21 protein-coding genes, 1 pseudogene and 1 other annotated feature are annotated in these 23,832 nt (G+C 66.2%); of the genes and pseudogenes, 11 read left to right on the plus strand and 11 right to left on the minus strand.

Annotation, left to right across the window (positions count from 1 at the left end; all coding sequences use genetic code 11):
- The first annotated feature begins 140 nt into the window (after nt 1–140).
- From N1F91_RS22350 to rnhA, 5 genes are all read left to right on the plus strand, one after another.
- A complete protein-coding gene (locus tag N1F91_RS22350) occupies nt 141–527 on the plus strand; it encodes a DUF983 domain-containing protein (RefSeq protein WP_289995527.1) in 387 nt (128 codons plus the stop codon).
- A complete protein-coding gene (locus N1F91_RS22355) occupies nt 524–1,273 on the plus strand; it encodes an SURF1 family protein (RefSeq protein WP_289995528.1) in 750 nt (249 codons plus the stop codon). Before N1F91_RS22350 ends, N1F91_RS22355 begins: the two co-directional genes overlap by 4 nt.
- Nucleotides 1,274–1,350: 77 nt before the next feature.
- Nucleotides 1,351–2,352: a 4-hydroxy-3-methylbut-2-enyl diphosphate reductase gene (ispH, locus tag N1F91_RS22360; RefSeq protein ID WP_289995529.1), complete on the plus strand. Its 1,002-nt coding sequence runs from the start codon at nt 1,351–1,353 to the stop codon at nt 2,350–2,352.
- Nucleotides 2,353–2,378: 26 nt separating this feature from the next.
- A complete protein-coding gene (locus tag N1F91_RS22365) occupies nt 2,379–3,347 on the plus strand; it encodes a homoserine kinase (RefSeq protein ID WP_289995530.1) in 969 nt (322 codons plus the stop codon).
- Nucleotides 3,344–3,787 carry a ribonuclease HI gene (gene rnhA, locus N1F91_RS22370; RefSeq protein ID WP_289995531.1) on the plus strand — a complete coding sequence of 148 codons (444 nt, stop codon included), beginning with the start codon at nt 3,344–3,346 and terminating at the stop codon, nt 3,785–3,787. Before N1F91_RS22365 ends, rnhA begins: the two co-directional genes overlap by 4 nt.
- A 78-nt stretch (nt 3,788–3,865) precedes the next feature.
- Here rnhA and N1F91_RS22375 read toward each other — a convergent pair whose 3' ends face one another.
- Together N1F91_RS22375 and N1F91_RS22380 are read right to left on the minus strand one after the other, a co-directional pair.
- Nucleotides 3,866–4,351, minus strand: coding sequence for a peroxiredoxin (locus N1F91_RS22375; RefSeq protein WP_289995532.1), 486 nt, complete (start codon nt 4,349–4,351; stop codon nt 3,866–3,868).
- An 84-nt stretch (nt 4,352–4,435) separates the two neighbouring features.
- Complete coding sequence (locus N1F91_RS22380) at nt 4,436–5,251, minus strand: protein-disulfide reductase DsbD domain-containing protein (RefSeq protein ID WP_289995533.1); 816 nt, start codon at nt 5,249–5,251, stop codon at nt 4,436–4,438.
- Nucleotides 5,252–5,394: 143 nt separating this feature from the next.
- Between N1F91_RS22380 and N1F91_RS22385 the strand changes: the two genes are divergently transcribed.
- The gene (locus N1F91_RS22385) at nt 5,395–6,003 is read left to right on the plus strand and encodes a YqgE/AlgH family protein (protein ID WP_289995534.1); all 609 of its coding nucleotides are present in this window, start codon (nt 5,395–5,397) and stop codon (nt 6,001–6,003) included.
- On the opposite strand, the gene N1F91_RS22390 is transcribed toward N1F91_RS22385, so the two are convergent.
- The 4 genes from N1F91_RS22390 to thrC are packed head-to-tail and all read right to left on the minus strand — an operon-like array spanning nt 5,994 to nt 12,228.
- Nucleotides 5,994–8,849 carry an EAL domain-containing protein gene (locus N1F91_RS22390; protein WP_289995562.1) on the minus strand — a complete coding sequence of 952 codons (2,856 nt, stop codon included), beginning with the start codon at nt 8,847–8,849 and terminating at the stop codon, nt 5,994–5,996. The two genes, N1F91_RS22385 and N1F91_RS22390, sit on opposite strands and share 10 nt — an antisense overlap.
- A gap of 37 nt (nt 8,850–8,886) precedes the next feature.
- Nucleotides 8,887–9,498 (minus strand): GNAT family protein, encoded by a 612-nt coding sequence (locus tag N1F91_RS22395; RefSeq protein WP_289995535.1) that lies wholly within the window; start codon nt 9,496–9,498, stop codon nt 8,887–8,889.
- Nucleotides 9,499–9,514: 16 nt separating this feature from the next.
- Entirely contained in the window at nt 9,515–10,807 is a 1,293-nt protein-coding gene (locus N1F91_RS22400; protein WP_289995536.1) for a pitrilysin family protein, read from the minus strand.
- A 23-nt stretch (nt 10,808–10,830) separates the two neighbouring features.
- Nucleotides 10,831–12,228, minus strand: a complete 1,398-nt coding sequence (gene thrC / locus N1F91_RS22405; protein ID WP_289995537.1) for a threonine synthase — start codon at nt 12,226–12,228, stop codon at nt 10,831–10,833.
- A gap of 117 nt (nt 12,229–12,345) precedes the next feature.
- Here thrC and N1F91_RS22410 point away from each other — a divergent pair, with 117 nt between their 5' ends.
- Nucleotides 12,346–12,924: a hypothetical protein gene (locus tag N1F91_RS22410; protein WP_289995538.1), complete on the plus strand. Its 579-nt coding sequence runs from the start codon at nt 12,346–12,348 to the stop codon at nt 12,922–12,924.
- Between the two features lie 43 nt (nt 12,925–12,967).
- Here N1F91_RS22410 and N1F91_RS22415 read toward each other — a convergent pair whose 3' ends face one another.
- Nucleotides 12,968–13,654: an HAD family hydrolase gene (locus N1F91_RS22415; RefSeq protein ID WP_289995540.1), complete on the minus strand. Its 687-nt coding sequence runs from the start codon at nt 13,652–13,654 to the stop codon at nt 12,968–12,970.
- A 168-nt stretch (nt 13,655–13,822) separates the two neighbouring features.
- Between N1F91_RS22415 and N1F91_RS22420 the strand changes: the two genes are divergently transcribed.
- Entirely contained in the window at nt 13,823–14,956 is a 1,134-nt protein-coding gene (locus N1F91_RS22420; RefSeq protein WP_289995542.1) for a site-specific DNA-methyltransferase, read from the plus strand.
- A gap of 541 nt (nt 14,957–15,497) precedes the next feature.
- Here the strand turns inward: N1F91_RS22420 and N1F91_RS22425 are convergent.
- The 3 genes and pseudogenes from N1F91_RS22425 to N1F91_RS22435 form a co-directional block, all read right to left on the minus strand.
- Nucleotides 15,498–15,743 carry a type II toxin-antitoxin system Phd/YefM family antitoxin gene (locus tag N1F91_RS22425; protein WP_289995544.1) on the minus strand — a complete coding sequence of 82 codons (246 nt, stop codon included), beginning with the start codon at nt 15,741–15,743 and terminating at the stop codon, nt 15,498–15,500.
- Nucleotides 15,744–15,876: 133 nt separating this feature from the next.
- The gene (locus tag N1F91_RS22430; RefSeq protein ID WP_289995545.1) at nt 15,877–17,478 is read right to left on the minus strand and encodes a catalase; all 1,602 of its coding nucleotides are present in this window, start codon (nt 17,476–17,478) and stop codon (nt 15,877–15,879) included.
- A 295-nt stretch (nt 17,479–17,773) separates the two neighbouring features.
- A pseudogene (locus N1F91_RS22435) lies at nt 17,774–19,001 on the minus strand (IS3 family transposase).
- Nucleotides 18,605–18,720: a sequence feature (AL1L pseudoknot), on the minus strand. Its footprint overlaps the pseudogene before it by 116 nt.
- Nucleotides 19,002–19,423: 422 nt before the next feature.
- On the opposite strand from N1F91_RS22435, the gene N1F91_RS22440 reads away from it, so the two are divergent.
- The 3 genes from N1F91_RS22440 to N1F91_RS22450 are packed head-to-tail and all read left to right on the plus strand — an operon-like array spanning nt 19,424 to nt 22,933.
- Nucleotides 19,424–19,753, plus strand: a complete 330-nt coding sequence (locus tag N1F91_RS22440) for a hypothetical protein (RefSeq protein ID WP_289995546.1) — start codon at nt 19,424–19,426, stop codon at nt 19,751–19,753.
- Entirely contained in the window at nt 19,750–22,191 is a 2,442-nt protein-coding gene (locus tag N1F91_RS22445; protein WP_289995549.1) for an N-6 DNA methylase, read from the plus strand. The genes N1F91_RS22440 and N1F91_RS22445 overlap by 4 nt, the downstream gene beginning before the upstream one ends.
- Nucleotides 22,163–22,933, plus strand: a complete 771-nt coding sequence (locus N1F91_RS22450; protein ID WP_289995551.1) for a hypothetical protein — start codon at nt 22,163–22,165, stop codon at nt 22,931–22,933. The genes N1F91_RS22445 and N1F91_RS22450 overlap by 29 nt, the downstream gene beginning before the upstream one ends.
- Before the next feature lie 283 nt (nt 22,934–23,216).
- On the opposite strand, the gene N1F91_RS22455 is transcribed toward N1F91_RS22450, so the two are convergent.
- The gene (locus N1F91_RS22455; RefSeq protein WP_289995552.1) at nt 23,217–23,828 is read right to left on the minus strand and encodes an HAD family phosphatase; all 612 of its coding nucleotides are present in this window, start codon (nt 23,826–23,828) and stop codon (nt 23,217–23,219) included.
- Nucleotides 23,829–23,832 lie beyond the last annotated feature (4 nt).

The raw sequence follows: 23,832 nt of genomic DNA on the forward strand, positions 1-23,832 counted from the left end.
CATGACGATCGCCATCGGAACGGCCGCCGCGAGGCGGCCGTTCTGCATTGCGCATCCGCGTGCGGCATCGGGCGGTGTCGACCCGCCGGGACCGTTGCTCTATACCGCCCCCTGGGCATGCACAGGAAAGGACCGGCGACATGAGCGAAGACAGGGCCTTCTACCCGCCCGTCGACCCGGTCCAGGCCGGCCTCAAGGGCCGTTGCCCGCGCTGCGGCGAGGGGCGCCTCTTCAAGGGCTTCCTGGCGGTGGGCGACAGCTGTTCCAACTGCGGGCTCGACTACGGCTTCGCCGACGCGGGTGATGGACCGGCCGCCTTCGTCATCCTCATCATCGGTTTCATCGTGGTCGGGCTGGCGCTCTGGATGGAGGTCACCTACGGGCCGCCGCTGTGGCTCCAGTTCGTGCTGTGGACGCCGCTGACGCTGGTCCTGTCGCTGACGGCGCTCCGCCTCATCAAGGGCGTGCTGCTCACGCTGCAATATGCCAACAAGGCCCGCGAGGGCCGGCTGGACGGCCCGCAATGAGCATCGGCCAGCCAGAGCCGCGCCGCAGCCGGCTGTCGCTCGCGCTTGTCGTCGGCGCCGGACTCGTCGTCTTCGCCATCCTCCTGATGCTCGGCACCTGGCAGGTGCAGCGGATGCACTGGAAGGAAGGGCTCATCGCCACCATCGAGGCCCGCGTCCACGCCGAGCCGAAGCCGCTCGACGCGGTGCTGGCGTCCGGGCCGGCGGTCGCCGATCTCGAATACACGCCGGTCGTGCTGCAGGGCGCGTTCGTCCATTCCGCCGAGCGCCATTTCTTCGCCACCTGGAACGGCGCCTCCGGCTTCTTCGTCTACACGCCGCTCCGGCGGCCGCAGGGCGATTACGTCTTCGTCAATCGCGGCTTCGTCCCCTACGACCTCAAGGATCCGGCCCGGAGGCCGCAGAGCCTCGCGGACGGACCGGTCGAGGTCACGGGCCTCCTGCGTGCCCCGCTGGTCGAAAAGCCGTCCGCGATCCTGCCCGACAACGATCCGGGCAAGAACCTGTTCTACTGGAAGGACATCCGCGCCATGGCCGCGTCCGCCGGCCTGCCGGCCGATGCCTCCATCCTCGGCGTCTTCGTCGATGCGGACGACACGCCCAATGCCGGCGGGCTGCCGGTCGGCGGCGTCACGATCGTCGATCTGCCCAACAACCATCTCCAGTATGTCGTCACCTGGTACGGGCTGGCGGCCGCGCTCGCCGCCGTGCTCGGCGCCTGGCTCTGGCGCAATTTCAAGCGATAAGCCCGCCTCGGCAATCCGCCCGGCCTTGACAGGGCAGGGTGGTCGACATCATGTCCCCCGCCAAGGATAGCCCCGACATGAACGAGACAGCCAAGCCGCATTTGACGATCCGCCTCTGCCAGCCGCGCGGCTTCTGCGCGGGGGTGGACCGTGCGATCCAGATCGTCGTGCTCGCGCTCAAGAAGTACGGCGCACCGGTCTATGTCCGCCACGAGATCGTCCACAACCGCTACGTGGTCGAGGGGCTCGAGGCCAAGGGGGCGGTCTTCGTCGAGGAACTCGACGAGATCCCGCCGGAGCATCGCGGCCAGCCGGTCGTCTTCTCCGCCCATGGCGTGCCGAAATCCGTGCCGGCCGACGCGAAGGCGCGCGAGCTCTTCTATCTCGACGCCACCTGCCCGCTGGTCTCCAAGGTCCACAAGCAGGCGATGCGCCACCAGCGCCTCGGCCGCCACGTCGTGCTGATCGGCCATGCCGGCCATCCCGAGGTCATCGGCACCATGGGCCAGCTGCCCGAGGGCGCGGTGTCGCTGATCGAGACGGTCGAGGACGCCGATCGCTACGTGCCCGCCGATCCAGACAATCTCGGCTTCGTCACCCAGACGACGCTCTCCGTCGAGGATACAGCGGGCGTGATCGCCAGGCTGCGCCAGCGCTTTCCGAACCTCACGGCGCCGGCCGCCGATTCGATCTGCTACGCCACCACCAACCGCCAGGACGCGGTGAAGGAAACGGCCGACGGCGCCGACCTCTATCTGATCGTCGGCGCGCCGAACTCCTCCAATTCGCGCCGTCTCGTCGAGGTTGCGGAGCGGGCGGGTGCCGCCCGTGCGCTTCTCGTCCAGCGGGCATCCGAAATCCCGTGGGAGACGGTCGGCGGTATTCACACGCTCGGCCTGTCGGCCGGCGCCTCGGCGCCCGAGATCATCGTCGACGAGATCATCGAGGCCTTCAGGACGCGCTTCGACGTGCAGGTGGAGCTTGCCGTGACGGCGACGGAGACCGAGGAGTTCCCCGTCATGCGCGACCTGCGCGACGTCGAACTCACCCGGGCCGACATGGCCTTCGTCAATGGCTGATCGACGGGACTGACGGGCAGGGGGCGATGGCGGTCTACACGGACATCTCGGAGGAGGAGCTCTCGGTCTTCCTGAAGGGCTACGCCATCGGCGAGGCGCTGTCCTACAAGGGCATCGCGGAAGGTTCCGAAAACTCCAACTTCCTGCTGCACACCACCGGGGACGTCTTCATCCTGACGCTCTACGAAAAGCGCGTCGATCGGGCCGAGCTGCCGTTCTTCCTCGGGCTGATGCAGCATCTGGCGCAGAAGGGCATCACCTGTCCCTTGCCCGTCATGCGCCGCGACGGCGAACTGATCGGCGAACTGGCCGGCCGCCCGGCCGCCATCATCACCTTCCTCGAAGGCGTCTGGATGCGTCGTCCGACGGCCACCCATTGCCGCGAAGTCGGCCGCGCGCTCGCCGAGATGCACGTCGCCGGCGCGGATTTCCCGATGCATCGGCAGAACCGGCTGTCGGTCGACGGCTGGCGGGACCTCTGGCACAAGGCCCGGCCGATGGCCGAGTCCTACGAGCGCGGCCTCGTCGCCGAGATCGATGCCGAATTCGAAGCCTTCGATCGGAACTGGCCGGCCGATCTGCCGACGGGCGTCATCCATGCCGATCTCTTCCCGGACAACGTCTTCTTCCTCGGCAACCGCCTGTCGGGCCTGATCGACTTCTACTTCGCCTGCAACGACCTCCTGGCCTATGATCTGGCGACCTGCCTCAATGCCTGGTGCTTCGAGAAGGATCATTCCTTCAACCAGACCAAGGCACGCGCCCTCCTGTCGGGCTACCAGTCCGTCAGGCCGCTGCAGGAAGCCGAGCGCCTCGCCCTGCCGCTGCTGGCGCGCGGCTCGGCCCTGCGCTTCATGCTCACGCGCCTCTACGACTGGCTGACCATTCCCGATGGCGCCCTGGTGCAGAAGCGCGACCCGATGGAATTCATCCGCCGCCTGCGGTTCCATCGCCATATCGGATCGGCGGCCGAATACGGTCTGGCAGACGCATGAAGATGGTCGAAGTGTTCACCGACGGGGCCTGCTCGGGCAATCCCGGTCCCGGCGGCTGGGGCGCCTTCATGCGCTTCAAGGGCAAGATCAAGGAACTGTCCGGCGGCGAGGCCGACACCACCAACAACCGCATGGAACTGATGGCGGCGATCGAGGCGCTGAATGCGCTGAAGGAATCCTGCCACGTCGTCCTGACCACCGATTCCAACTATGTCCGCGACGGCATCTCGAGCTGGATCGACGGCTGGAAGAAGAACGGCTGGAAGACGGCGTCGAAGCAGCCGGTCAAGAATGTCGAGCTCTGGCAGGCGCTCGACCAGGCGCGGCTGCGCCACAAGGTCGAGTGGCACTGGGTGAAGGGCCATGCCGGCCATCCCGAGAACGAGCGCGCCGACGAACTCGCCCGCATGGGCATGGCACCCTTCAAGCGTCGCCCCTGATCCTGCGCCGGAAACGAAATCAGCCGCCCGGAGGCGGCTGACGCAATGCCGGGCCGGCGGCGACAGCCGCGGCCGCTCTCAGAGCTGCTCGAGGATCTTCGCCGCGCCGGAATCGATCGCCTTGCCGGGCGAGTCCTCGATGTTGAGCGTCGTCACCACCCCGTCCTCGACGATCATCGAATAGCGCTTGCTGCGCATCCCGAGACCACCCATCGACAGGTCCATCTCCAGCCCTGCGGCCTTGGTGAAGGCGCCGTTGCCGTCGGCCAGGTAGACCAGGCGGCCCTCGCCGCCGGTGAAGCGCGCCCAGGCACCCATCACGTGATGGTCGTTCACGGCGACGACGGCGATGGTGTCGACGCCCTTCGCCAGGATCGCGCCGTGGTTCTCGAGGTAGCCCGGCAGGTGGTTGTTGCTGCAGGTCGGCGTGAACGCGCCCGGCACGCCGAACAGAACCACCTTCTTGCCGGTGAAGAGATCGGCGACGCTGATGTCCTTCGCGCCCTCTTCGGTCAGTGTCTTGAAGCTCGCGGCGGGCAGCTTTTCGCCCACGGAAATCGTCATCGAAATATCTCCAGAGTTTGGACTTGCGCGCATGAAGCGAGATGATCTTCATTAACGGGCGCGCGGATTTTGTCCAGCGCCGGTTCAGCGCAGCGTGAAGGTTCCGGTCACGGCGGCGTCGCCGGAGGTCAGCGTATAGGTCACCTCGGCCGCCTCCGCCGCGCCGGACGGTGCCGACAGCACCGGCACCTCGAAGCGCGTCGCGCCGCCTGAAGCCTCGCGCGGCTTCGGCACGCCGAGGACGTAGCCGCCGCCGGGCGCGAGGAAGAGCGCGGCCGGGCCGCTCCCGCCCGCCGGCGTCGACGCCGTCACCGTCAGCACGTCGCCGCTGCGCGTCGCCTCCGTCACGCCGAACGTCTCGTCGGGCACGCGCGGCAGCGCTTCGAAACCCGCATCGACCAGCGCCGTGTCGGCGGGATCCTCCGGCGCGCGTCCCGGCTCGACCGAAAGCTGCGCCTGCACCGGCACGCAGATCGTCTCGCAGATGCCGAGGAAGAGATCGGCCTTGATGAAGGAGAAGCGCTCCGGATCGTCCACCGTGAAGGTGACCGGCAGCAGCACCGGCTCTCCGTAGCCCGCCCACGCGCCATAGGCGTCCTCGTGCCATTCGGGTGCGGGAAAATGGATCTGCGCGGCCGAGACGTTGAGGCTGAGGGCGACGTCGATCTGCGGCGGCACGCCGGAGGCGCCGGGCTCCTTCCAGTAGGTCTTCCAGCCGCGCTCGAGGCGGATTTCCACGACCCCGCGCAATTGCCCCGTCTCGTCGGCGAGGCCCGACGTCACGAGGCGCAGGGTCGCGCCCTCCGTCACGAATGGTTCGCTCGACGAAGCATGCGCCGCGGCGATCGTCGCCAGGACGAGGGCTGCGGCATTGAGGAGGGGGCGGGCGGTCTGCATCATCGGCATTAGGCGCGGCGGCGCTTGCCATGCAAGCCTGGCGCGCTCGCGACGGCTTCATTTCTGCGTGACGAGCGGGCCACGAGGCGCTCGCCGCACGCCAAACCGTCTTTCAACGCCGCCGAAAACGCGCTAGCCTTGGCGCCATGGACATCCTTCGCCAGAAAAAAGACGTGTCGCAGAGCGGCTTTCTGGACGACCAGTTCCTCATCGCCATGCCGGGCATGCAGGACGAGAATTTCGCGCGTGCCGTCATCTATGTCTGCGCCCATTCGGAAGAAGGCGCCATGGGCATCGTCATCAACCGCGTGCAGCCGCTGCGCTTCCCCGATCTTCTCGTGCAGCTCGGCGTGGTCGACGAGAAGCAGGCGATCCGCCTGCCGCAACCCGCCCGCGACCTGCTCGTGAGGAACGGCGGCCCGGTCGATCGCAGCCGCGGCTTCGTGCTTCACTCGGACGATTTCATCGTCGATTCCTCGCTGCCGGTCTCCGAGGACATCTGCCTGACGGCGACGATCGACATCCTGCGGGCCATCTCCAAGGGAAGCGGCCCGCGCCATGCCCTCATGGCGCTCGGCTATGCCGGCTGGGGCGCGGGGCAGCTGGAGCGCGAGATCGTCGACAATGGCTGGCTCACCTGCAAGGCCTCGCAGGACATGCTGTTCGATGGCGACATCGACCGCAAATACGAGCGGCTGCTCGCCTCCCTTGGCATCCACATGGCGCATCTCAGCCAGTCGGCCGGTCACGCCTGAGTCAGCGGGAACTGTTCCTTCAGCATCTTGGTCACGGCCTCCGACGTCATCGGCTGGCCGAACATGAAGCTCTGCACGAATTCGCAGCCCATCTGCCTGAGCTGGAGCGCGTCTTCCTCGGTCGACACGCCCTCGGCCACCACCGACAGCCCGAGATCGTGGGCCATGCCGACGATCGACTTCAGCAGCATCGGCTTCTTGGGGCTCTGGTCGTCGATGAAGCTCTTGTCGATCTTGATCGTGTCGAACGGGAAGCGTGTCAGGTAGGACAGCGACGAGTAGCCGGTGCCGAAATCGTCGAGCGACAGGCCGATGCCCGTCTCGCGCAGCTTGTCGAGCACGTAGACCGACCGTTCCGGGTTCTCCATGATCAGCGATTCCGTCATCTCGAGCCGGAAATACAGCGGATTGAGATTGGCGCGCGCCAGCGCCGAGCGCACGTCGGCCACCAGATCCTGCCGGAGCAGCTGCCGGCTCGACAGGTTGACGGACACCGAAAGCGGCGTCTCGCCGATCTGCTTGTGCCAGGACGACAGGTCCTCCGCCGCCGTCTGCATGGCGTAGAGGCCGAGCTGCACGATCAGGTCGCAGCTCTCGGCGATCGGGATGAACTCCGCGGGCGGGATCACGCCGCGGCGCGGATGCTCCCAGCGCAGCAGCGCCTCGAAGCCCGCCACCGAATTGTCCTCCAGGCGGATGATCGGCTGGTAGGCGAGGCGGAATTCGTTGCGCTCCAGGGCGCGCCGCAGGTCGGATTCCAGCTGCAGCCGGTCGCTGCCGAACGACCGGAAGGCCGGCCGGAAGGGTTCGATGCGGTCGCCGCCGAACCGCTTCGCCTGCTGCATGGCAAGCTCGGCGTCCTTGACCAGTTCCTCGGCGGACGTCTGCGGCGCGGTCCAGGAGATCAGCCCGACCGAGGCCGTCAGCACGATGTCGCGCTTGGCATAGTTGATCGGCGAGCGGATCGCCTGGCGTATGGCGTCGGCAAAGGCGGCGATGCGGGCCGGGTTCGGCTCCGACAGCAGGATCAGCCCGAACTGGTCGCCCGAGAGGCGCGACAGTGAATCGCCTGTCTTCATCAGCCGGGCCAGTCGGCGCGCCACCGTCAGCAGGATCGTGTCGCCCGCCGACATGCCCAGCGCCTCGTTCACCTGCTTGAACCGGTCGATGTCGATCACGAACACCGTCGGGCGGACCGTCTCCTGGGTCTGCGCGATCGAGATTACCGTGTCCAGGCGGTTGAGGAAAAGCCCGCGGTTCGGCAGGCCGGTCAGGTTGTCGTGCACGGCGTCGTGCAGCAGCCTCTCCTCGGCCTTCTTCTGCTCGGTCACGTCGATCATCGTGCCGACGCAGCGGATGATCTCGCCGTCCGAGCCGATGACCGGCCGCGCCCGCATCATGAACCAGCGATAGTGCCCGTCCGCGCCGCGCATGCGGAAGTCGATCGAGATGCGGCCGCGCCGGTGCTCGAGCACGATGTCGAGCGTCGTGCGGAAATTGTCGCGGTCATCCGCATGCAGCACCGGCAGCCAGCTGCGCGCCGGTCCCTGCAGGCTGTTGGCCGGCAGCCCGATCATCTCGGCCACGTCCGGACGCGTGACGACGCGGTCGCGCATCACGTCCCAGTCGACGACGATGTCTCCGGAACCCGTGATCGCCAGCGCCTGGCGTTCCATGTCGCTGAATAGCCCCTGGTGCAGCGCTCCGCCCGAGAACGCGTGCTGCATCACCGTGAAGCCGATCAGCAGGATGATCAGGATCAGGCCGCCGCCCAGCGCCGGCTGCACGATGTCGTTGTCGAGCGTGCCGGTGATCGTCATCCACGCCGCAAACAGCCAGACGAGCACCATGATCCAGCTCGGCACCAGCATGATCGCCCGGTCGTAGCCCTGCAGGCCGAGATAGATCACGAGCCCGACGCCGATCAGCGCCGTCGCCGCAAACGACATGCGGGCGATGCCCGCCGCCACCGGCGGGTCGATCAGCGCCACGCCCGCGATCAGCCCGAGCCCCAGGATCCAGGCGATGGCGCCATAGCTGAAATGGCCGTGCCACCGGTTGAGGTTGAGATAGGCGAACAGGAAGACGACGAAGGTGCCCGCCAGCGCGATCTCCGTGCTCGCGCGCCAGAACTGCTCGTTGCCGGGCGCGATTTCGATCACCTTCGTCAGGAACCCGAAATCGACGCAGATATAGGCCAGCACCGCCCAGGCGAGCGCGGCGGTCGCCGGGAACATCGACGTCCCCTTGACCACGAACAGGATCGTCAGGAACAGCGCCAGCAGGCCGGCGATGCCGATGACGATGCCGCGGTAGAGCGTGTAGGAATTGACCGTGTCCTTGTAGGCTTCCGGCTCCCACAGATAGACCTGCGGAACGCGCGGCGAGGCGAGGTCGGCCACGAAGGTCACCACCACGCCGGGGTTCAGCGTCAAGAGGAAGACGTCGGCGTCCGGCGCCTCCTGCCGGTCGAGCGCGAAGCCCTCGCTCGGCGTGATCGCGGCGATGCGGCGCGAGCCGAGGTCGGGCCAGATCAGGCCCGAGCCGACCAGCCGGAAATGCGGCGCCACGATCAGCCGGTCGATCTGCTGGTCGGTCGTGTTGGCCAGCGCGAACACCGCCCAGTCGCCGGTCGACTGCTGGTCCTTCGCCTCCACTTCGATGCGGCGCACGATGCCGTCGATGCCGGGCGCGGTGGAGACCTGGAAGTTGGATCCGCGGTTGCGGTAGATCTCGACGGCGCCCGACAGGTCGAGCGCCACGTCGTCGCGGGAGATCTTGATCGGTTCGATGGCCTGCGCGGCGGTCGCCAGGGCCGACAGCGCGACGAAAAGCGCCACGAACAGCCCCGCGAAGCCTTGAATCCTGCGTCTGAAGATCGATTCAGCTCTCAACCGCTGCGCCCCGCGAACCCTGATCGTGATACTCCCCGGCCAGGAGAGCGTAAAGGTAGTGGTCCTGCCAGTCCCCATTGATCCTGAGGTACGACCGGAGCAGTCCTTCGCGGGTAAATCCGGCTTTTTCAAGCACGCGGATGGAGCGCAGGTTGCCCGGTATGCAGGCCGCTTCCAGCCGATGCAGCCGCAGCGGGCCGAAACAGTATCGCGCCAGCACGCCGACGGCTTCCCCCATCAGCCCCCGTCCCGCGTAGGGCTCTCCCATCCAATAGCCGATCTGTCCGCACTGGGCGACACCCCGGCGGATGTTGCCCACGGAAATCCCGCCCACGATCGAGCCGGTCTCGTTGAGCACGATCAGGAACGGCACGCCGGTGCCGCGCGCGTACTCGTCCTTGTAGCGGCGAACGCGCAGGCGCCACGCCGCGCGCTCCAGCTCGTCGCTGGCCCAGCGCGGCTCCCACTTCTCCAGGAAGTCGCGGCTGCGCCTGCGCAGGCTCGCCCATTCCTCGTAGTCGGAGATCGCCGGGCTGCGCAGCGTCACCTGCGGTCCCGCCAGTCGAAGGCGGTCCCGGCCGAAATAGGGCAGGCCCAGCATGGCTCCGGGTCTGAAGTCAGCCCGCCATCTTGCGGACGTGCGGCTGCGGCGTCGCCAGCAGGCCGTGGATGTCCTCGAAGGGGGCGAGGGTTCCGACCGGGCCGACGGCGGCGATCGTTGGGCGGGTGGAGAACAGGCGCGTCGAGAGGTCGGTCAGCCGTTCGATGGTGATGCCGGAGAGCCGGTCCATCAGCTCTTCCTTGGAGATCGGCCGCCCGAACAGCATCATCTGGCGCGCGACCTGCGAGGCGCGGCTGGCGGCGCTCTCGCTCGACATCATCAGGCCGGCCCGATACTGCGCCCGCGCCCGGTTGAGTTCCTCGATCTTGATGTGCTCGCCCGTCTTCTGCAGTTCCGACAGGATCACCGGCACCAGTTCGGCGATGTCCTCGCGGCCGGTCGCCGCATGTACCCCGAACACGCCGGTGTCCGAGAATCCCCAGTGGAAGGCATAGACCGAGTAGCACAGCCCCCGCTTCTCGCGCACTTCCTGGAACAGGCGGGACGACATGCCGCCGCCGAGGATCATCGACAGCAGCTGCGAGGCGTAGAAGTCGCGGACGTGATAGGCGCGGCCCTCGAAGCCGAGCACGATCTGCGCGTCCATCAGGTCGCGGTCCTCGCGGAAGTCGCCGCCGACATAATTGGCGCTCGCCGGCGGCTGGCCGGGCGCGTTTGGGCGGAACGTGCCGAGCCGCTTCTCGACCTCGCGCACGAACTCGTCATGCGCCACGGCGCCCGCGGCCACCACCACCATGCGGTCGGCGCCGTACTGCCGCGCCATGAAGTCGTGGATTTGCTTCGCCGAGAAGGATTTCACCGTTTCGGGCGTGCCGAGGATCGAACGGCCGATCGTCTGGTGGCGGAAGGCGGTTTCCGTGAACCGGTCGAACACGATGTCGTCGGGCGTGTCGTGCGCCGCGCCGATCTCCTGCATGATCACATGCTGCTCGCGTTCCAGTTCCTCGTCGTCGAACTTCGAGTCCGTCAGGATGTCGGCCAGGAGATCGATCGCCAGAGGCATGTCGTCGCGCAGCACGCGTGCGTAGAACGACGTCGTCTCGACGCTCGTCGCCGCGTTGATCTCGCCGCCCACGTCCTCGATCTGCGAGGCGATGTCCCAGGCCGAGCGGCTGCCGGTGCCCTTGAACGCCATGTGCTCGAGCAGGTGGGCGATGCCGTGTTCGTCCTCGCGCTCGTTGCGCGACCCGGACTTGACCCAGACTCCCAGGGCGACGGTCTCGATGTGGGGAAGGGTTTCGGTCGCAACCGTCAGGCCGTTCGACAGACGGCTTACCTCAACACCCATGTACGGCGAACTCCTCGAACTCGCTAACCGGTCACCCTGGCATGCCGGCTGATGTGATCTTCCACCATTTTCACGTCTGATGGAAGCACGCTGTACGTTTCGCGACGTTCCATAAGCCCCGCCAGCCATGAAGGCAAGTTCGGCCGGATTCCGACCGCCGCCTCGACCGAGTCCGGGAACTTGGCCGGATGCGCCGTCGCCAGCACGATCATCGGCGTCGTCCCCGCCGGCTGCGCCCGGGCGACGTGCAGGCCGGTCGCGGTGTGCGGGTCGGCGAGATAGCCGCTCGCCGCGAGCGTGGCCGCGATCGCCGACGCCGTCTCGTCCATCGTCGAGCGGCCGGCGGCGAACTCGGCGCGGATCGCTTCCAGCGTGCCGCCCGCGACCGTGAACGCGCCCGACTGCCTCAGGCTCTCCATCGAGGCCAGGGTGGCCGCCGCGTCGCGGCCGGAGGCCTCGAACAGCAGCCGCTCGAAATTGGATGACACCTGGATGTCCATCGACGGCGACGTCGTCGCCATCACGCCGCGCGTCTCGTAGCGCCCGCCGGCCAGCGTGCGCGCCAGGATGTCGTTGTCGTTGGTGGCGATCACCAGCCGTTCGATCGGCAGTCCCATCCGCTTGGCGGCGTAGCCGGCGAAGATGTCGCCGAAATTCCCGGTCGGCACGGTGAAGGAGACCGGGCGGTCCGGCGAGCCCAGGCTGATCGCCGACGAGAAATAATAGACGATCTGGGCCATGATGCGGGCCCAGTTGATCGAATTGACGCCCGACAGCCGCACCGTGTCGCGGAAGCGATGGTCGTTGAACAGCGCCTTCACGATCGACTGGCAGTCGTCGAAATTGCCCTTGAGCGCCAGCGCGTGCACGTTGGCCGCCGTCGAGGTGGTCATCTGGCGCTGCTGCACCGGCGACACCTTGCCTTCCGGGAACAGGATGAACATGTCGGTGCGGTCGCGCCCGGCAAAGGCGTCGATCGCCGCTCCCCCGGTGTCGCCCGACGTCGCGCCGACGATGGTCGCCCGCTCGCCGCGCTCGGCCAGCATGTGGTCCATCAGCCGCGCCAGCAACTGCATCGCCACGTCCTTGAAGGCGAGCGTCGGGCCGTGGAAGAGTTCCAGGATGAACTCGTTCGGACCGCTCTGCACGATCGGGCAGGTCGCCGGATGGCGGAACGTCGCGTAGGCCTCGCGCACGATGCGCGCGAAAATCGCCTCGTCGATCTCGCCGCCGATGAACGGCGTCAGGATGCGGACGGCGAGATCCGGATAGGACAGGCCGCGCATGGCGCTGATGTCGGATGCCGAAAACTGCGGCCATTCCTCCGGCAGATAGAGCCCGCCGTCGCGGGCGAGCCCCGCCAGGAGGACGTCGCCGAAGCCGAGGATCGGGGCCGTGCCCCTGGTGCTGATGTAGCGCATGATGTCCCTGTAGCCCGCTTCCGGCGAAGCCGCCGTCGAAAAACCGCATTCGATCGGTCGCATTCCGGTTGCGGCGTTGGTATAGAACGACCGCTTTATGAAGGGGAAGTCCGGTTCATGGCGTTTGTTGCAGGGAAAATGCGGTTTGCCGCGATCGGCGCTCTCATGGCGCTCGCCGGATGCCAGTCGGGCGGCGCGCTCGACCTCGGCCTCGGCGGCTGGGGCGGCCAGAAGGCAGAGCCCGCCGCGCCGCCGGCTGAAACCGTCACCGCCGACGAGCTGCGCGCCTATTGCCCGCGCGTCACGCTGCGCTCCGGCACCGCCTTCTACAGCACCTACGAGCGGGGCGGCGATGGCGACAAGAGCCGGATCGTCTACCAGGCCTCCATTACCGACGTCACGCGCAGCTGCCAGTATGACGGCGGCATGCTGAACATGGCGGTGGCGGCCGCCGGCCGCGTGGTTCCGGGCCCGGTCGCCAGGGACGGCACGATCACCATGCCGATCCGCATCGCCGTCGTGCGCGGCGAGGAAGTGCTCTATTCGAAGCTGCACCAGTACCAGACGTCGATCGCCGCGCTGTCGCCGGCCACCCAGTTCGTCTTCAAGGACCCGGCCGTCTCGATCCCGATTCCGACCGCCCGCAACATCGAGATCTATGTCGGCTTCGACGAGACGCCGCAGAAGAAGCGCTGACGAAACGCTTGGCGCGGCAGGCGGCGCGGGTCAGCCTCGCCCGTCAGGCGTCCGACCATTCCGACAGCGCCGCCACCACGGCGGCGAAGTCCGACCAGCGGCTGATCACCGTCTCGGCGCCCGCCTCGGTCAGCGCGTCGGCGTGGCCGGGCCATGTGTGGCTTGCCCCGGTGAACCCGATCACCCGCATCCCGGCGGCCCGTGCCCCGGTGATGCCGTGCACCGAATCCTCCACGACGAAGCACTTCGCCGGATCGACCGACAGCTGTGCCGCCCCGTGCAGGAAGACGTCCGGCGCCGGCTTGGTGCGCCCCGACGGGATCGCCCGCGCCGAATAGATCCGGTTCGTGTCGAACAGGCCGATCATGCCCGCTCGCGTCAGCATCGCCTCGATCCGGTCCAGCGGCGAGTTCGAGCAGATGCAATAGGGGATCGTCGTCGCCCGGATCGCCGCCGCCGCGCCGTCGACCGGCTTGACGTCGCGCGACAGCCGCTTGTCCAGTTCCGCCTTGATCCGGTCGATCAGGCTCGCCTGGAACGGCACCTGCGACACGGTTTCGAGCCTGAGCAGGATGTCGCGCGTCGTCAGGCCGGCGAAACGCTCCATCATCTCCTCGGGCGAGATCGGAAAACCCGCCTCGCTGATCATCTCGGCCTCCACCCGCGCCGCGATGATCTCGGAATCGACGAGCACGCCGTCGCAGTCGAAGATGATGAGGTCGGGTCGCATGGCAGGCTCCGTGGAGGGGAGGGGACGGGAGGGGAGCGGAAGAACGTCGAGCCGCCCCGATAGCGCAGCCATGCCCGCGAGGCAAACGGCGCGCGCTTCATTAAATATTTACGCTGACGGGTAACCATAACGGCAGGTAAACAGTGTCCAGCGTTCCAGGTGTACCCGATGTCCGCCATCCGTCTCGTCGACGACCTTTCGCCGTCCTCCAACCGGGCCGAATGGCTGGACACCATCTTCAGGGGAGACTGCGTCGCGGCACTGAACCGGCTTCCGGAGAAGTCCGTCGACGTGGTCTTCGCCGACCCGCCCTACAATCTCCAGCTCGAAGGCGATCTGCTTCGTCCCGACCAGTCGAAGGTCGACGCCGTCGACGACGCCTGGGACCAGTTCGACAGCTTCGCCGCCTATGACGCCTTCACCCGCGCCTGGCTGCTCGCCGTGCGCCGCGTGCTGAAGCCCAACGGCACGATCTGGGTGATCGGCTCCTACCACAACATCTTCCGCGTCGGCGCCATCATGCAGGATCTGGGCTTCTGGATCCTCAACGACGTCGTCTGGCGCAAGACCAACCCGATGCCCAATTTCCGCGGCCGCCGCTTCCAGAACGCGCACGAGACGCTGATCTGGGCCTCGCGCGACCAGGCGGCGAAGGGCTACACTTTCAACTACGACGCCATGAAGGCCTCCAACGACGACGTCCAGATGCGCACCGACTGGCTGTTCCCGATCTGCACCGGGGCCGAGCGCCTGAAGACGGCCGAAGGCGGCAAGGTCCACCCGACGCAGAAGCCCGAGGCGCTGCTCGCCCGGGTGATGATGGCCTCCAGCCGCCCGGGCGACGTCATCCTCGATCCCTTCTTCGGAACCGGAACCACCGGCGCGGTGGCAAAGCGGCTCGGCCGCCACTTCGTCGGCTGCGAGCGCGAGCAGGATTACATCGATGCCGCCACCGCCCGCATCGCCGCGATCGAACCCCTGGGCGATGCCGAGATCGCGCTGATGACCGGCAAGCGCGCCGAACCCCGCGTCGCCTTCGTCAGCCTGGTCGAGTCGGGCCTCGTCGCCCCCGGCACGCTCCTCACCGACGCCCGCAAGCGCTGGACCGCCAGCGTCCGCGCCGACGGCACCCTCGCCATCGGCTCCGAAGCCGGCTCCATCCACCGCATGGGCGCCCGCGTCCAGGGCCTCGACGCCTGCAACGGCTGGACCTTCTGGCACGTCGAGGAGGCGGGCAGGCTCAAGCCCATCGACGACCTGCGCGGACAGGTCCGCGCCGGCCTGCGCGCGGCGGGCGCCTGACGCCGTCCGAACGCACCGGCGCCCGCGTCCAGAGCCTCGACGCCTGCGACCTAGATTGGAACGGTCGTCATCTTCGGCCACGACCTCGACGCCTGCGACCTGGAACGGTCGTCATCTTCGGCCACGACCTCGACGCCTGCGACCTGGAACGGTCGTCATCCTCGGGCCTGTCCCGAGGATCTGCCGCCCCCCGCACGGCAGGCGTCCCGGCGCCCTGCCTGCGGCGGGCGGGTGAAGCCGGCCGGCCGCATCGGCGTCCGCGCCTAAGTCTCGACGCCTGCGCCATAGAACGGTCGTCATCCTCGGGCCTGTCCCGAGGATCTGCCGTCCCCCCGCACAGTAGCCCTCCCAGCGCCTTGCGCGCCATGCCACGACGTTCACGATGCGCGACGCGGGCAGATTCTCGGGACAAGCCCGAGAATGATGGCGCGGGAGGTCGCGCGAGCATCCCGGATGAGGTCGTCGCGTCCGGCCGCCAGCTTGGCATCGGCCGATTGCCGATGCAGATCGTGCTCCCAGGCGACGCCTGAGAAAACGTTCCTCACGGATTGATCAGTTCTCTCTCGACGCCCTTGCCGGCATCGAGTTCGGCGATCGATCGAAGCAGCATCTCCCTGTTTGCCGGGTCGGAGAGCAGATAGGTCGTGTCGTCCATGGCCTGCCAGTCGGCAAGTCGCATGACGACCATCGGCTCGTGCCCATCGCGGACCACGACCAGTTCGCCGCCCTCCTTTTCCAGGCGGTCGAGATCGGCATCGCTCAAGCGCTTGAAGGAAACTTGGTTCATCGGGGCGCTCCTGAAACGAATGTGCGTGCTGTCGCCGGAAAAATCAACGCCGGGACCGTAAAGTCCGTATCCCGGCTCCCGTTTCCGGCAGTCGAAGCCGGAACGGCATCACCCCGATGAAACGACGGCGCGCCTATCGTTCGCCCGTGCCCCCGCGCGGGTCCATCGCGGCGTTCTTCTGCCCTTCGCCCCTGGCGATCGACGACGTCGCGGGAACGCCCTGGTAGCCGGAGATCGATGCGGCGCTCGCCATCCCGGGCGCCTGCGAGGTGCCGCCGACGAGGTCGCGGGTGGCCTTCTCGATCCGGTCGCCGATGTCCATGTCGACATTGCGCCAGTAGGCGAAGGCGCGGACCAGGATCGGCTCGCTCACCCCGTCGGCGAGATGCCCGGCGACGTTGGTGACGAACCGCGCGCGCTGCGCGTCGTCCATGACCTCGCGCACGAGGGCGCCGGGCTGGCTCCAGTCGTCGTCGCCTTCGCGCAGCGTGTAGGCGGCGCGCACCATGTCGCCGTCGGCCATCCAGGTCGCTTCTCCACCGATCTGCGGCCGTGCGCCGGGGCCGCCGTAGGAGTTGGGGGCATAGACCGGATCGACCGCGTTGACCGTTCGCCCCCGTCCGGCGCGCGAATAGGAATGCACCTCCGCCGCCTTGGCCTGGTTGACCGGGATCTGCTTGTAGTTCACCCCCAGCCGGGCGCGATGGGCGTCGGCATAGGAAAACCCGCGCGCGAGCAGCATCTTGTCGGGGCTGAGGCCGATGCCGGGCACCATGTTGTTCGGCTCGAAGGCCAGCTGCTCGATCTGGGTGTCCCAGTCCACCGGGTTCGTGTCGAGCGTCAGCCTTCCGACCTCCATCAGCGGATAGTCGTCGTGCGGCCATGTCTTGGTGAGGTCGAAGGGGTTGATGCGATAGGTCTTCGCGTCCTCGAAGGGCATCACCTGGAACTTCAGCGTCCAGCTCGGGAATTCGCCGCGGGCGATGTGGTCGAACAGGTCGCGGCGGTGGTAGTCGCCGTCCTGCCCGGCCATCCGGTCGGCCTCCTCCTGCGTCAGGTGCGCATTGCCGTCGCCGAGATCGCTGTGGAAGTGCCACTTCACCCAGAATTTCTCGCCCCTCGCGCTGATCAGCATGTAGGTGTGGCTGCCGTAGCCGTTCATCTCCCGCCAGTTTTTCGGCACGCCGCGGTCGCCCATCAGGTAGGTCACCTGGTGCGCGCTTTCGGGGCTGAGCGTCCAGAAGTCCCACTGCATGTCGTGGTCGCGCAGCCCGTTGTCGGCCCGGCGCTTCTGGCTGCGGATGAAATGCTGGAACTTCATCGGGTCGCGAATGAAGAAGATCGGCGTGTTGTTGCCGACCATGTCGAAATTGCCGTCGTCCGTATAGAACTTCACCGAGAAGCCGCGCGGATCGCGCCACGTGTCGGGACTTCCGCGTTCGCCGGCCACGGTGGAGAAGCGGACCGCCGTCTCCACCCGTGTCCCGGGCTGCAGGAACCTCGCCTTGGTGAACCGGCTGACGTCCTGCGTCACCTCGAAACGCCCGAAAGCCCCGCTCCCCTTCGCATGCGGCTGCCGCTCGGGAATCCGCTCGCGATTGAAATTCGCCATCTGCTCGATCAGGTAATGATCGTTGAGCACGATCGGCCCGTCCCGCCCGATCGTCAGCGAATGCTCGTCGCTCTGCACCGGAATGCCGGCATCGGTCGTCGTGCGGAGTGTCTCGTCGGCCATGATCGTGCCCTCGGGGGTGCGGTGTGGGGGAGTTCGTTGTGGGGATAGACAGGGCAAACGGCGGTGGAGGCGACAGGTTCCGTCGGGAGGCTGCTGTGGCGGATGCGCGTGCTGGAGCCGGAAAACCCTCGCGGGGTCCGTAAAGGGTGTGCCTTGGGTGGAGTTTCCGCTTCGGGGTGGGAAAAGGACTGGCAGGATTGGCGCGGCAACCTCGACAACGCTGCCCTATACGGAGTGTACGAGCTCCGGCGGGAACTGAACCGCCCCGGGTTTGCCGGAGGCTGTTTCGTTTGAGTCACGCTGCCATGGCCGGTTCCTCCAGCATGGCGTAGTAGCGTTCCTCGGCTTCGGCCGGCGGGATGTTGCCGATGGGCTCCAGCAGCCGGCGATTGTTGAACCAGTCGACCCAGGTCAGGGTGGCGAACTCGACAGCCTCAAAGCTCCGCCACGGTCCCCTGCGATGGATGACCTCGGCCTTGTAGAGGCCGTTGATCGTCTCGGCGAGAGCGTTGTCGTAGGAGTCGCCGACACTGCCAACGGAGGGTTCGATGCCAGCTTCGGCCAGTCGCTCGGTGTAGCGAATGCTGACATATTGAGAGCCCCTGTCGGAATGATGCACGAGGCCGCCGCGATGACTGGGCCGCCGTTCGTGCAGGGCCTGTTCGAGAGCATCGAGGACGAAGCTCGCGTGCGCCGTCCGGCTCAACCGCCAGCCGACGATCCGACGGGCGTAGGCGTCGATGACGAAGGCGACGTAGACAAAGCCCGACCAGGTGCTGACGTAGGTGAAGTCCGACAGCCAGAGCCTGTTCGGTGCCGGGGCATGGAACACCCGGTTCACATGGTCGAGCTGGCATGGCGCTGCCTTGTCCTGCACCGTGGTGCGGACGATCTTGCCGCGGATGACGCCCTGAAGGCCCAAGTCGGCCATCAGCCGCTCGACCGTGCAGCGTGCGACAGCGAAGCCTTCGCGTAGCATCTGACGCCAGACCTTGCGCGCGCGATAGACCTCGAAGTTCTCGGCAAAGACGCGCTCGATCTCGGGCTTCAGCATCAAGTCCCGCTTCGCCCGCGCCGACAGCTTCTCGGGATCGAGGCGCTTGGCGACGTGGTCGCGGTAGGTCGACGGGGCGATCGGCAGCACCCTGCAGATCGGCTCGACCCCATGCGCCTCGCGGTGATCGTCGATAAACGCGATCATCGCTGAATGGGCGGTCGAGCTCCGCCTGGGCAAAATAAGCGCTCGCCTTGCGCAGAATCTCGTTGGCCTGCCGAAGCTCACGGTTCTCCCGCTCCAGAGCCTTCAGCTTCGCTACCATGTCCGTCGGCATACCGGCCCGTTTGCCGGCGTCGACCTCCGCCTTCTTCACCCACTCGTTCAGCGTCTGGCCCGTGCAGCCGATCTTGGACGCGATCGACATGATCGCCGCCCAGCGGGAGGGGTGTTCATGTTCGTGATCCAGCACCAGCCGCACGGCTCGCTGGCGCACTTCCGGGGAAAACTTGTTCGTCGTCTTGCTCATGATGGCTCCATCCTACTCAGGAGTTGGAGCCTCCGGCAAACCCGGGGCGGTTCAAACGCGCCGCATCCTCGGTCGTTTAGGCAAACTATGCCGTTGTTTGAGAACGGACTAAGGCGCCCTCCCACAGACGTCGGCTTTGCGTCGCACTTGGACATTCGATCACCGGAATTATTTCTTGACCGGATGCTTTCAAAACCGCTTTGGGCAGGTGGCAGCGGATATGACTCGAATCGATTCAAAGGAGGATTAGGACCGAATTGGCGATGGCGCCGTTCGGATGGGTATGATACCCATCCGAGATGTCGCTGGTCCGAGCATCCGACGCTGCACGCTTGTCAGGCTTGACGCCTCACCAACTTCGCGAGTGGTGTGGGCGACGCGCAGTAGTGGCTGCGGACGTGCCGCCGGCAGGGCGCGGACATTTGGCGCTTTTTTCCTGGCAAACCATTTTGGCATTGCGCGTTCTCAACGAGGTTCACCAGCGCTATGGCGTCGAGGTCAGCGGCTGGCGCCTTGCGATTGCGCAATTGCAGACGCTTTTGAAGGGGCGCTCGTTCCCCTCACTATGGGGCGCGGTCGCGGTGTTTCCCAACGCTCACGAGGCCTTGTTGAAACTCGACGGGGAGATCTACGCCAAAGACGCCTGTTTGACCGTCGGCCTGCGTCGGCACTTGGAGGTCTTAGCCACGCCCAGCCAACTGCTAGTGGAAGCACAACTGCCGCTCTTTCCTGCGGTGGCGGTGCGCCGATGACCGGGTTTGACCTCGCCTTCGACTGGAGCCAGCGCTTCGGCCTAGCGCTCGCACCGCTCTTTGAAGGCCATGACGCCGCCGCCTTGCCTGGCAAACACCACGTCCTGCTAGACGGAGGGTTTGGCACCTTTGCGCTTTCGACCTCGGAGGAGGATCTGTGGCGGCACAACGATCCGGCCGGATGGGCTTGGTCGAGCGATATCCCCCACCACGTCACCGTCACCGACGACAAGGTGGCGGTGCTGCGGTGGGATGCGCCCCGCGAAACGCGAGTTTATGAGCGAGGCGGCGTCGAGCGAAGTCTCGACCGCTTCTACGCCTATTTGAATGAAGATCGTCTGCGCTCCAACCGCGGCGTCGTCGATCATCTGCTCAACTACTTCCGGCGCGTTCGCTCGCTGAGCCATAATGCGGGGCTGCCCGACGCCCGCACCACTGACATCTATCTTGCCGCACTGGCGCGGCTGATCGCGCCTGAAGATTATCGAATCGATCCGACGGCCCTGGGGCTGGCCGAAGACGGCCCTGAGCTTTGCGCGCGGCTCGCGGCTCACGGCTTGGACGCGGCGGGGGCCGAGGTAGCCGCGGCACCTGGCAGTTTGTCGTTCCTGCGGCTGCACCCGGCCTTGGCTATTCGCCATGCCGGCGGCCAGCTCTTTCAAGAGGCGCATTTCGAACTGCTGCGCGTCTCGCCGAATTTCGACCTGTTTGGCCTGATCGATGCGCCCGAGACCCGCGTGGCCAATCGCGGCGGCACCCATTTCACGCCACCGGCCCTGGCTCGCAGCATTGTCGAGCAGGTACTGGCCGCAATTCCCGATCTGGCCAGCCGCCAAGCGCTGACGCTGTGCGATCCGGCATGCGGCTCGGGGGCATTTTTGCACGAAGCGCTACGCGCGCTGCGCCGTGCGGGTTTCAAGGGCCAACTGAAGTTGGTGGGGCTCGACATTTCCGCGGCTGCGGTCGCAATGGCACGATTCGTTCTGCGCATGTCGTTGCGGGACTGGTCGCCAGGCGGCGGCGTCGAGCTTGAGCTGACCTGCGGCGACTCGCTGGGCGAAGCTGGGATGCCGGCCTGCGACGTCATCGTCATGAACCCGCCGTTCATTGCTTTTGGGGCTCAGAGCGCCGTGCAGCGCCAGCAACTGCGCGACGCCACCGATGCGGGCGCGGCACGAGGCGACTACAGCATGGCGTTCGTGGCGCGTGGCCTCCAAGCTCTCAACCCCGGCGGTGTTCTTGGTTCGCTGTTTCCGGCCAGCCTCCTGTCTTTGAAGGCTGCGGCAAACTGGCGCGAGAGACTGGCGTCCGAAGGCGATGTGCGCATGCTCGCCTCAATCGGCGATTTCGGTCTGTTCTCGCATGCCATGATCCAGGTCGCCTGCGCTGTAGTGCGCAAGGGCCCGCCGCAGGCTCCCTCAACTTTGACCGCCGTCCTGACGGAGAACGACGCGGCCGCCACCGGCGAGGCCCTGCGCCAGATCCGCAAGCTCAACGGCGCTGCGCCGACGGCACCGATCATCGAAAGCAATTGGAGCCTGTTCCCGATCCTGTCAGACTCGCTGACCGGACGGCCGACTTGGCGGCTTCCGACGCCGGTCACAGAGCGACTCTTGACCGATTTGAGTGAACTGTCCCTGCCCAGCGTGCAGGATCTCTTCGAAGTTTCTCAGGGGATTAAGACGGGGCTCAATGACATCCTGCTGCTCACCAAGGAGGAATGGCGCGCCCTGCCAACCAAAGATAAAAAGGCCTTCCGCATTGCGACTATGACCGATTCCATTCAGAACGGTCGCATCGTAAAGCCCTACTACGTGTTTTTTCCCCACACAGCCGCTGGGCCGTTGTTCCCAAACGAAGCCGCAGTTGCCGAGGCCGTCCCCAGCTACTTCAAACATGTACTTGAACCCGCCCGAGAGAGGCTGGCTTCTCGTACCGCAATACGATCCAAGCGTACGGATTGGTGGGGGCTCGACCGTCCGCGATCTTGGGCCTATGATGACGTCCCTCGGATTGTCAGCAAGTTCTTTTCCTCCGAAGGTGGATTTGTAGGGGACTACGAAGCCGAATATGTCGCGGTGATGGGACACGTCTGGACGCCGAAAACGGCGCTCGTCGAGGCGGATGAAGAGGCTCTGCCCTTGGCCGACCTACTCGCCGCCTATGTGGCGATATTTAATTCATCGCCTTTCGCCAAGCTGCTCAGTCTCTATGCGCCACATGTCGCCGGCGGTCAGTTTGACCTCAGCGCCCGTCACGTCAATCCCATGCCGCTGCCCGATTTGCGAGCGCTCAGCATTGACCCGCGTGCCGGCCGCCGGGTCACCGAACTCGCGATGCTTGGTAAGACTGTAGATGTGACCGATCCATCTTGGCGCAGCCGAACGGCTCAGATTGTGGCGGAGATGTATGGCGCGCCCAGCCTCGCAACCGCTTAGCTCGCCGCCGGAGCTTCGGGCTACCAAAGGCGTTCTCGATCAACGATGGATCGAGCTCAAAGGCCTGATCGTCGCAGCTCTCGAGCTTGACGCGAGACAACTGCGGGTGGACGCAGACTACCAATCCGATCGCGTATGGGCCGGCGTGCAGGGTGCAGCGTGTGAACGCGTCACCCGCGATAAAGGCGGCACAAGCTGGGTGGCGCCGCTATGCGAGATGCCGAGTAGTCTGTTCGCTTGGCTGGGCTGGCAGGAGGTGTGGGAGCTGACGACGGGGCAACGACCCTATAGGTTCAAGAATATGGGTCTCACCGTCTATGTTGGGAAACGTCACGAGGCAATCAAGCCTCAATTTCTCCGACTGGAATGGCCCGGTATCACAAAATGGGACGGGCCGGAGGTTTCGTTTCAAAGCCCTGGCGCGGGTCATCCTCATTGGCAGATCGACTTCATGCGTAGTCTGGCTCAAGACCATCGGGCCGGTTTCCAACCCGATCCGTTAGAGATTGTTGAAGATTTCGAGACATCGGTACAAGAGCCTACGGTCGATGATCTGGTACGGCGGCTGTCGGTCGAGCGCATGCATTTGGCGAGCGCGGCACCTTGGTGGCTTCCCGCACCGTCGGGCGATGTCGGTCACCACATGAACGCGCCAAGCGACCTTCCGGCGCTAAGCCGGTGGCTCAAGTGCAGCCTTCTTTATTTGCGCCAGGAACTCGCACGTTGCGTTGTGCATGCTTAGCCGCGCGTTTCGCCTGCGCTACGGCAACGCTACGGATTCGAACGTCCCAGTATTGGCAACGAGCTAAGGTAGCTTTTTTTAAGCGAAACAGTAACGATTGTAATAAGGTCGCGGGCTGAAAGTCGGCTTTCGCGGTCGGTGAGCCAGTACCGGACTGTCCGGTTGTGACCCCGAGTTTGCCGACAGTTGCGCGCGCTGGGAATGGCGGCTTCCCTGGAGCCTACAATGACCCGGGACCATCTCGAATGGCATCCCGATCAGCAACTCCACCCCATCGCCAGATTCACCCCTCCACCCCCAGCCCCCTCAAATCCTCCCGCAGCTTCCCCGCCCCCTCGAACAGCACCGCCTGCCACCCCGCCGCCCGCGCGCCCTCCACGTTCTTGGCGCTGTCGTCGATGAACACGCTTGCCGCCGGGTCGAGGCCGAAATCCCGCGCGTGGCGTTCGTAGATCGCGACGTCCGGCTTGATCAGGCCGATCTCGCCCGACACCGTCACGCCGCGCGGGCGGTTGAGGAAGGGGAAGCGCTGGCGCGCCTCGGCGAAGGTGTCGGCGGCGAAGTTGGTCAGCATGGTCACGTCGTGCCCGGCATCGATCAGGCCGGTCATGATCGCGGCTGAGTCCTCGTAGGCATGGGGCACCATCTCGTGCCAGTGCCTGCGGAAGGCGCGGATGTTGTCGGCCTCGGCCGGATGGCTGGCGATCAGCAGCGCCTCGGCCTCGGCCCAGCTGCGGCCGCGGTCCTGCTCCAGGTTCCAGTCATGCGTGCAGACCGTCTCGAAGAACCGGCGGCGGCGGTCGGCGTCGGGGATGATGCGCTGGAACGGCAGGTCCGGATCGTAATGGATCAGCACCTTGCCGATGTCGAAGACGATGTGGCGGATTTCGGTCATGGCA

This window comes from Aquibium sp. ELW1220, assembly GCF_030398385.1.
In the GTDB taxonomy this organism is placed as follows: domain Bacteria; phylum Pseudomonadota; class Alphaproteobacteria; order Rhizobiales; family Rhizobiaceae; genus Aquibium.

Bases quoted from the DNA above. Each gene is read 5' to 3' on its own strand.
- N1F91_RS22400 (WP_289995536.1), bottom strand. From the start codon at position 10,807: ATGGGTGTTGAGGTAAGCCGTCTGTCGAACGGCCTGACGGTTGCGACC.
- N1F91_RS22430 (WP_289995545.1), bottom strand. From the start codon at position 17,478: ATGGCCGACGAGACACTCCGCACGACGACCGATGCCGGCATTCCGGTG.
- N1F91_RS22415 (WP_289995540.1), bottom strand. From the start codon at position 13,654: ATGCGACCCGACCTCATCATCTTCGACTGCGACGGCGTGCTCGTCGAT.
- thrC (WP_289995537.1), bottom strand. From the start codon at position 12,228: ATGCGCTACATCAGCACCAGGGGCACGGCCCCGATCCTCGGCTTCGGC.
- ispH (WP_289995529.1), top strand. From the start codon at position 1,351: ATGAACGAGACAGCCAAGCCGCATTTGACGATCCGCCTCTGCCAGCCG.
- N1F91_RS22375 (WP_289995532.1), bottom strand. From the start codon at position 4,351: ATGACGATTTCCGTGGGCGAAAAGCTGCCCGCCGCGAGCTTCAAGACA.
- N1F91_RS22450 (WP_289995551.1), top strand. From the start codon at position 22,163: ATGGCGCGCCCAGCCTCGCAACCGCTTAGCTCGCCGCCGGAGCTTCGG.
- N1F91_RS22455 (WP_289995552.1), bottom strand. From the start codon at position 23,828: ATGACCGAAATCCGCCACATCGTCTTCGACATCGGCAAGGTGCTGATC.
- rnhA (WP_289995531.1), top strand. From the start codon at position 3,344: ATGAAGATGGTCGAAGTGTTCACCGACGGGGCCTGCTCGGGCAATCCC.
- N1F91_RS22420 (WP_289995542.1), top strand. From the start codon at position 13,823: ATGTCCGCCATCCGTCTCGTCGACGACCTTTCGCCGTCCTCCAACCGG.
- N1F91_RS22395 (WP_289995535.1), bottom strand. From the start codon at position 9,498: ATGCTGGGCCTGCCCTATTTCGGCCGGGACCGCCTTCGACTGGCGGGA.
- N1F91_RS22410 (WP_289995538.1), top strand. From the start codon at position 12,346: ATGGCGTTTGTTGCAGGGAAAATGCGGTTTGCCGCGATCGGCGCTCTC.
- N1F91_RS22425 (WP_289995544.1), bottom strand. From the start codon at position 15,743: ATGAACCAAGTTTCCTTCAAGCGCTTGAGCGATGCCGATCTCGACCGC.
- N1F91_RS22385 (WP_289995534.1), top strand. From the start codon at position 5,395: ATGGACATCCTTCGCCAGAAAAAAGACGTGTCGCAGAGCGGCTTTCTG.
- N1F91_RS22380 (WP_289995533.1), bottom strand. From the start codon at position 5,251: ATGATGCAGACCGCCCGCCCCCTCCTCAATGCCGCAGCCCTCGTCCTG.
- N1F91_RS22445 (WP_289995549.1), top strand. From the start codon at position 19,750: ATGACCGGGTTTGACCTCGCCTTCGACTGGAGCCAGCGCTTCGGCCTA.
- N1F91_RS22365 (WP_289995530.1), top strand. From the start codon at position 2,379: ATGGCGGTCTACACGGACATCTCGGAGGAGGAGCTCTCGGTCTTCCTG.
- N1F91_RS22350 (WP_289995527.1), top strand. From the start codon at position 141: ATGAGCGAAGACAGGGCCTTCTACCCGCCCGTCGACCCGGTCCAGGCC.
- N1F91_RS22355 (WP_289995528.1), top strand. From the start codon at position 524: ATGAGCATCGGCCAGCCAGAGCCGCGCCGCAGCCGGCTGTCGCTCGCG.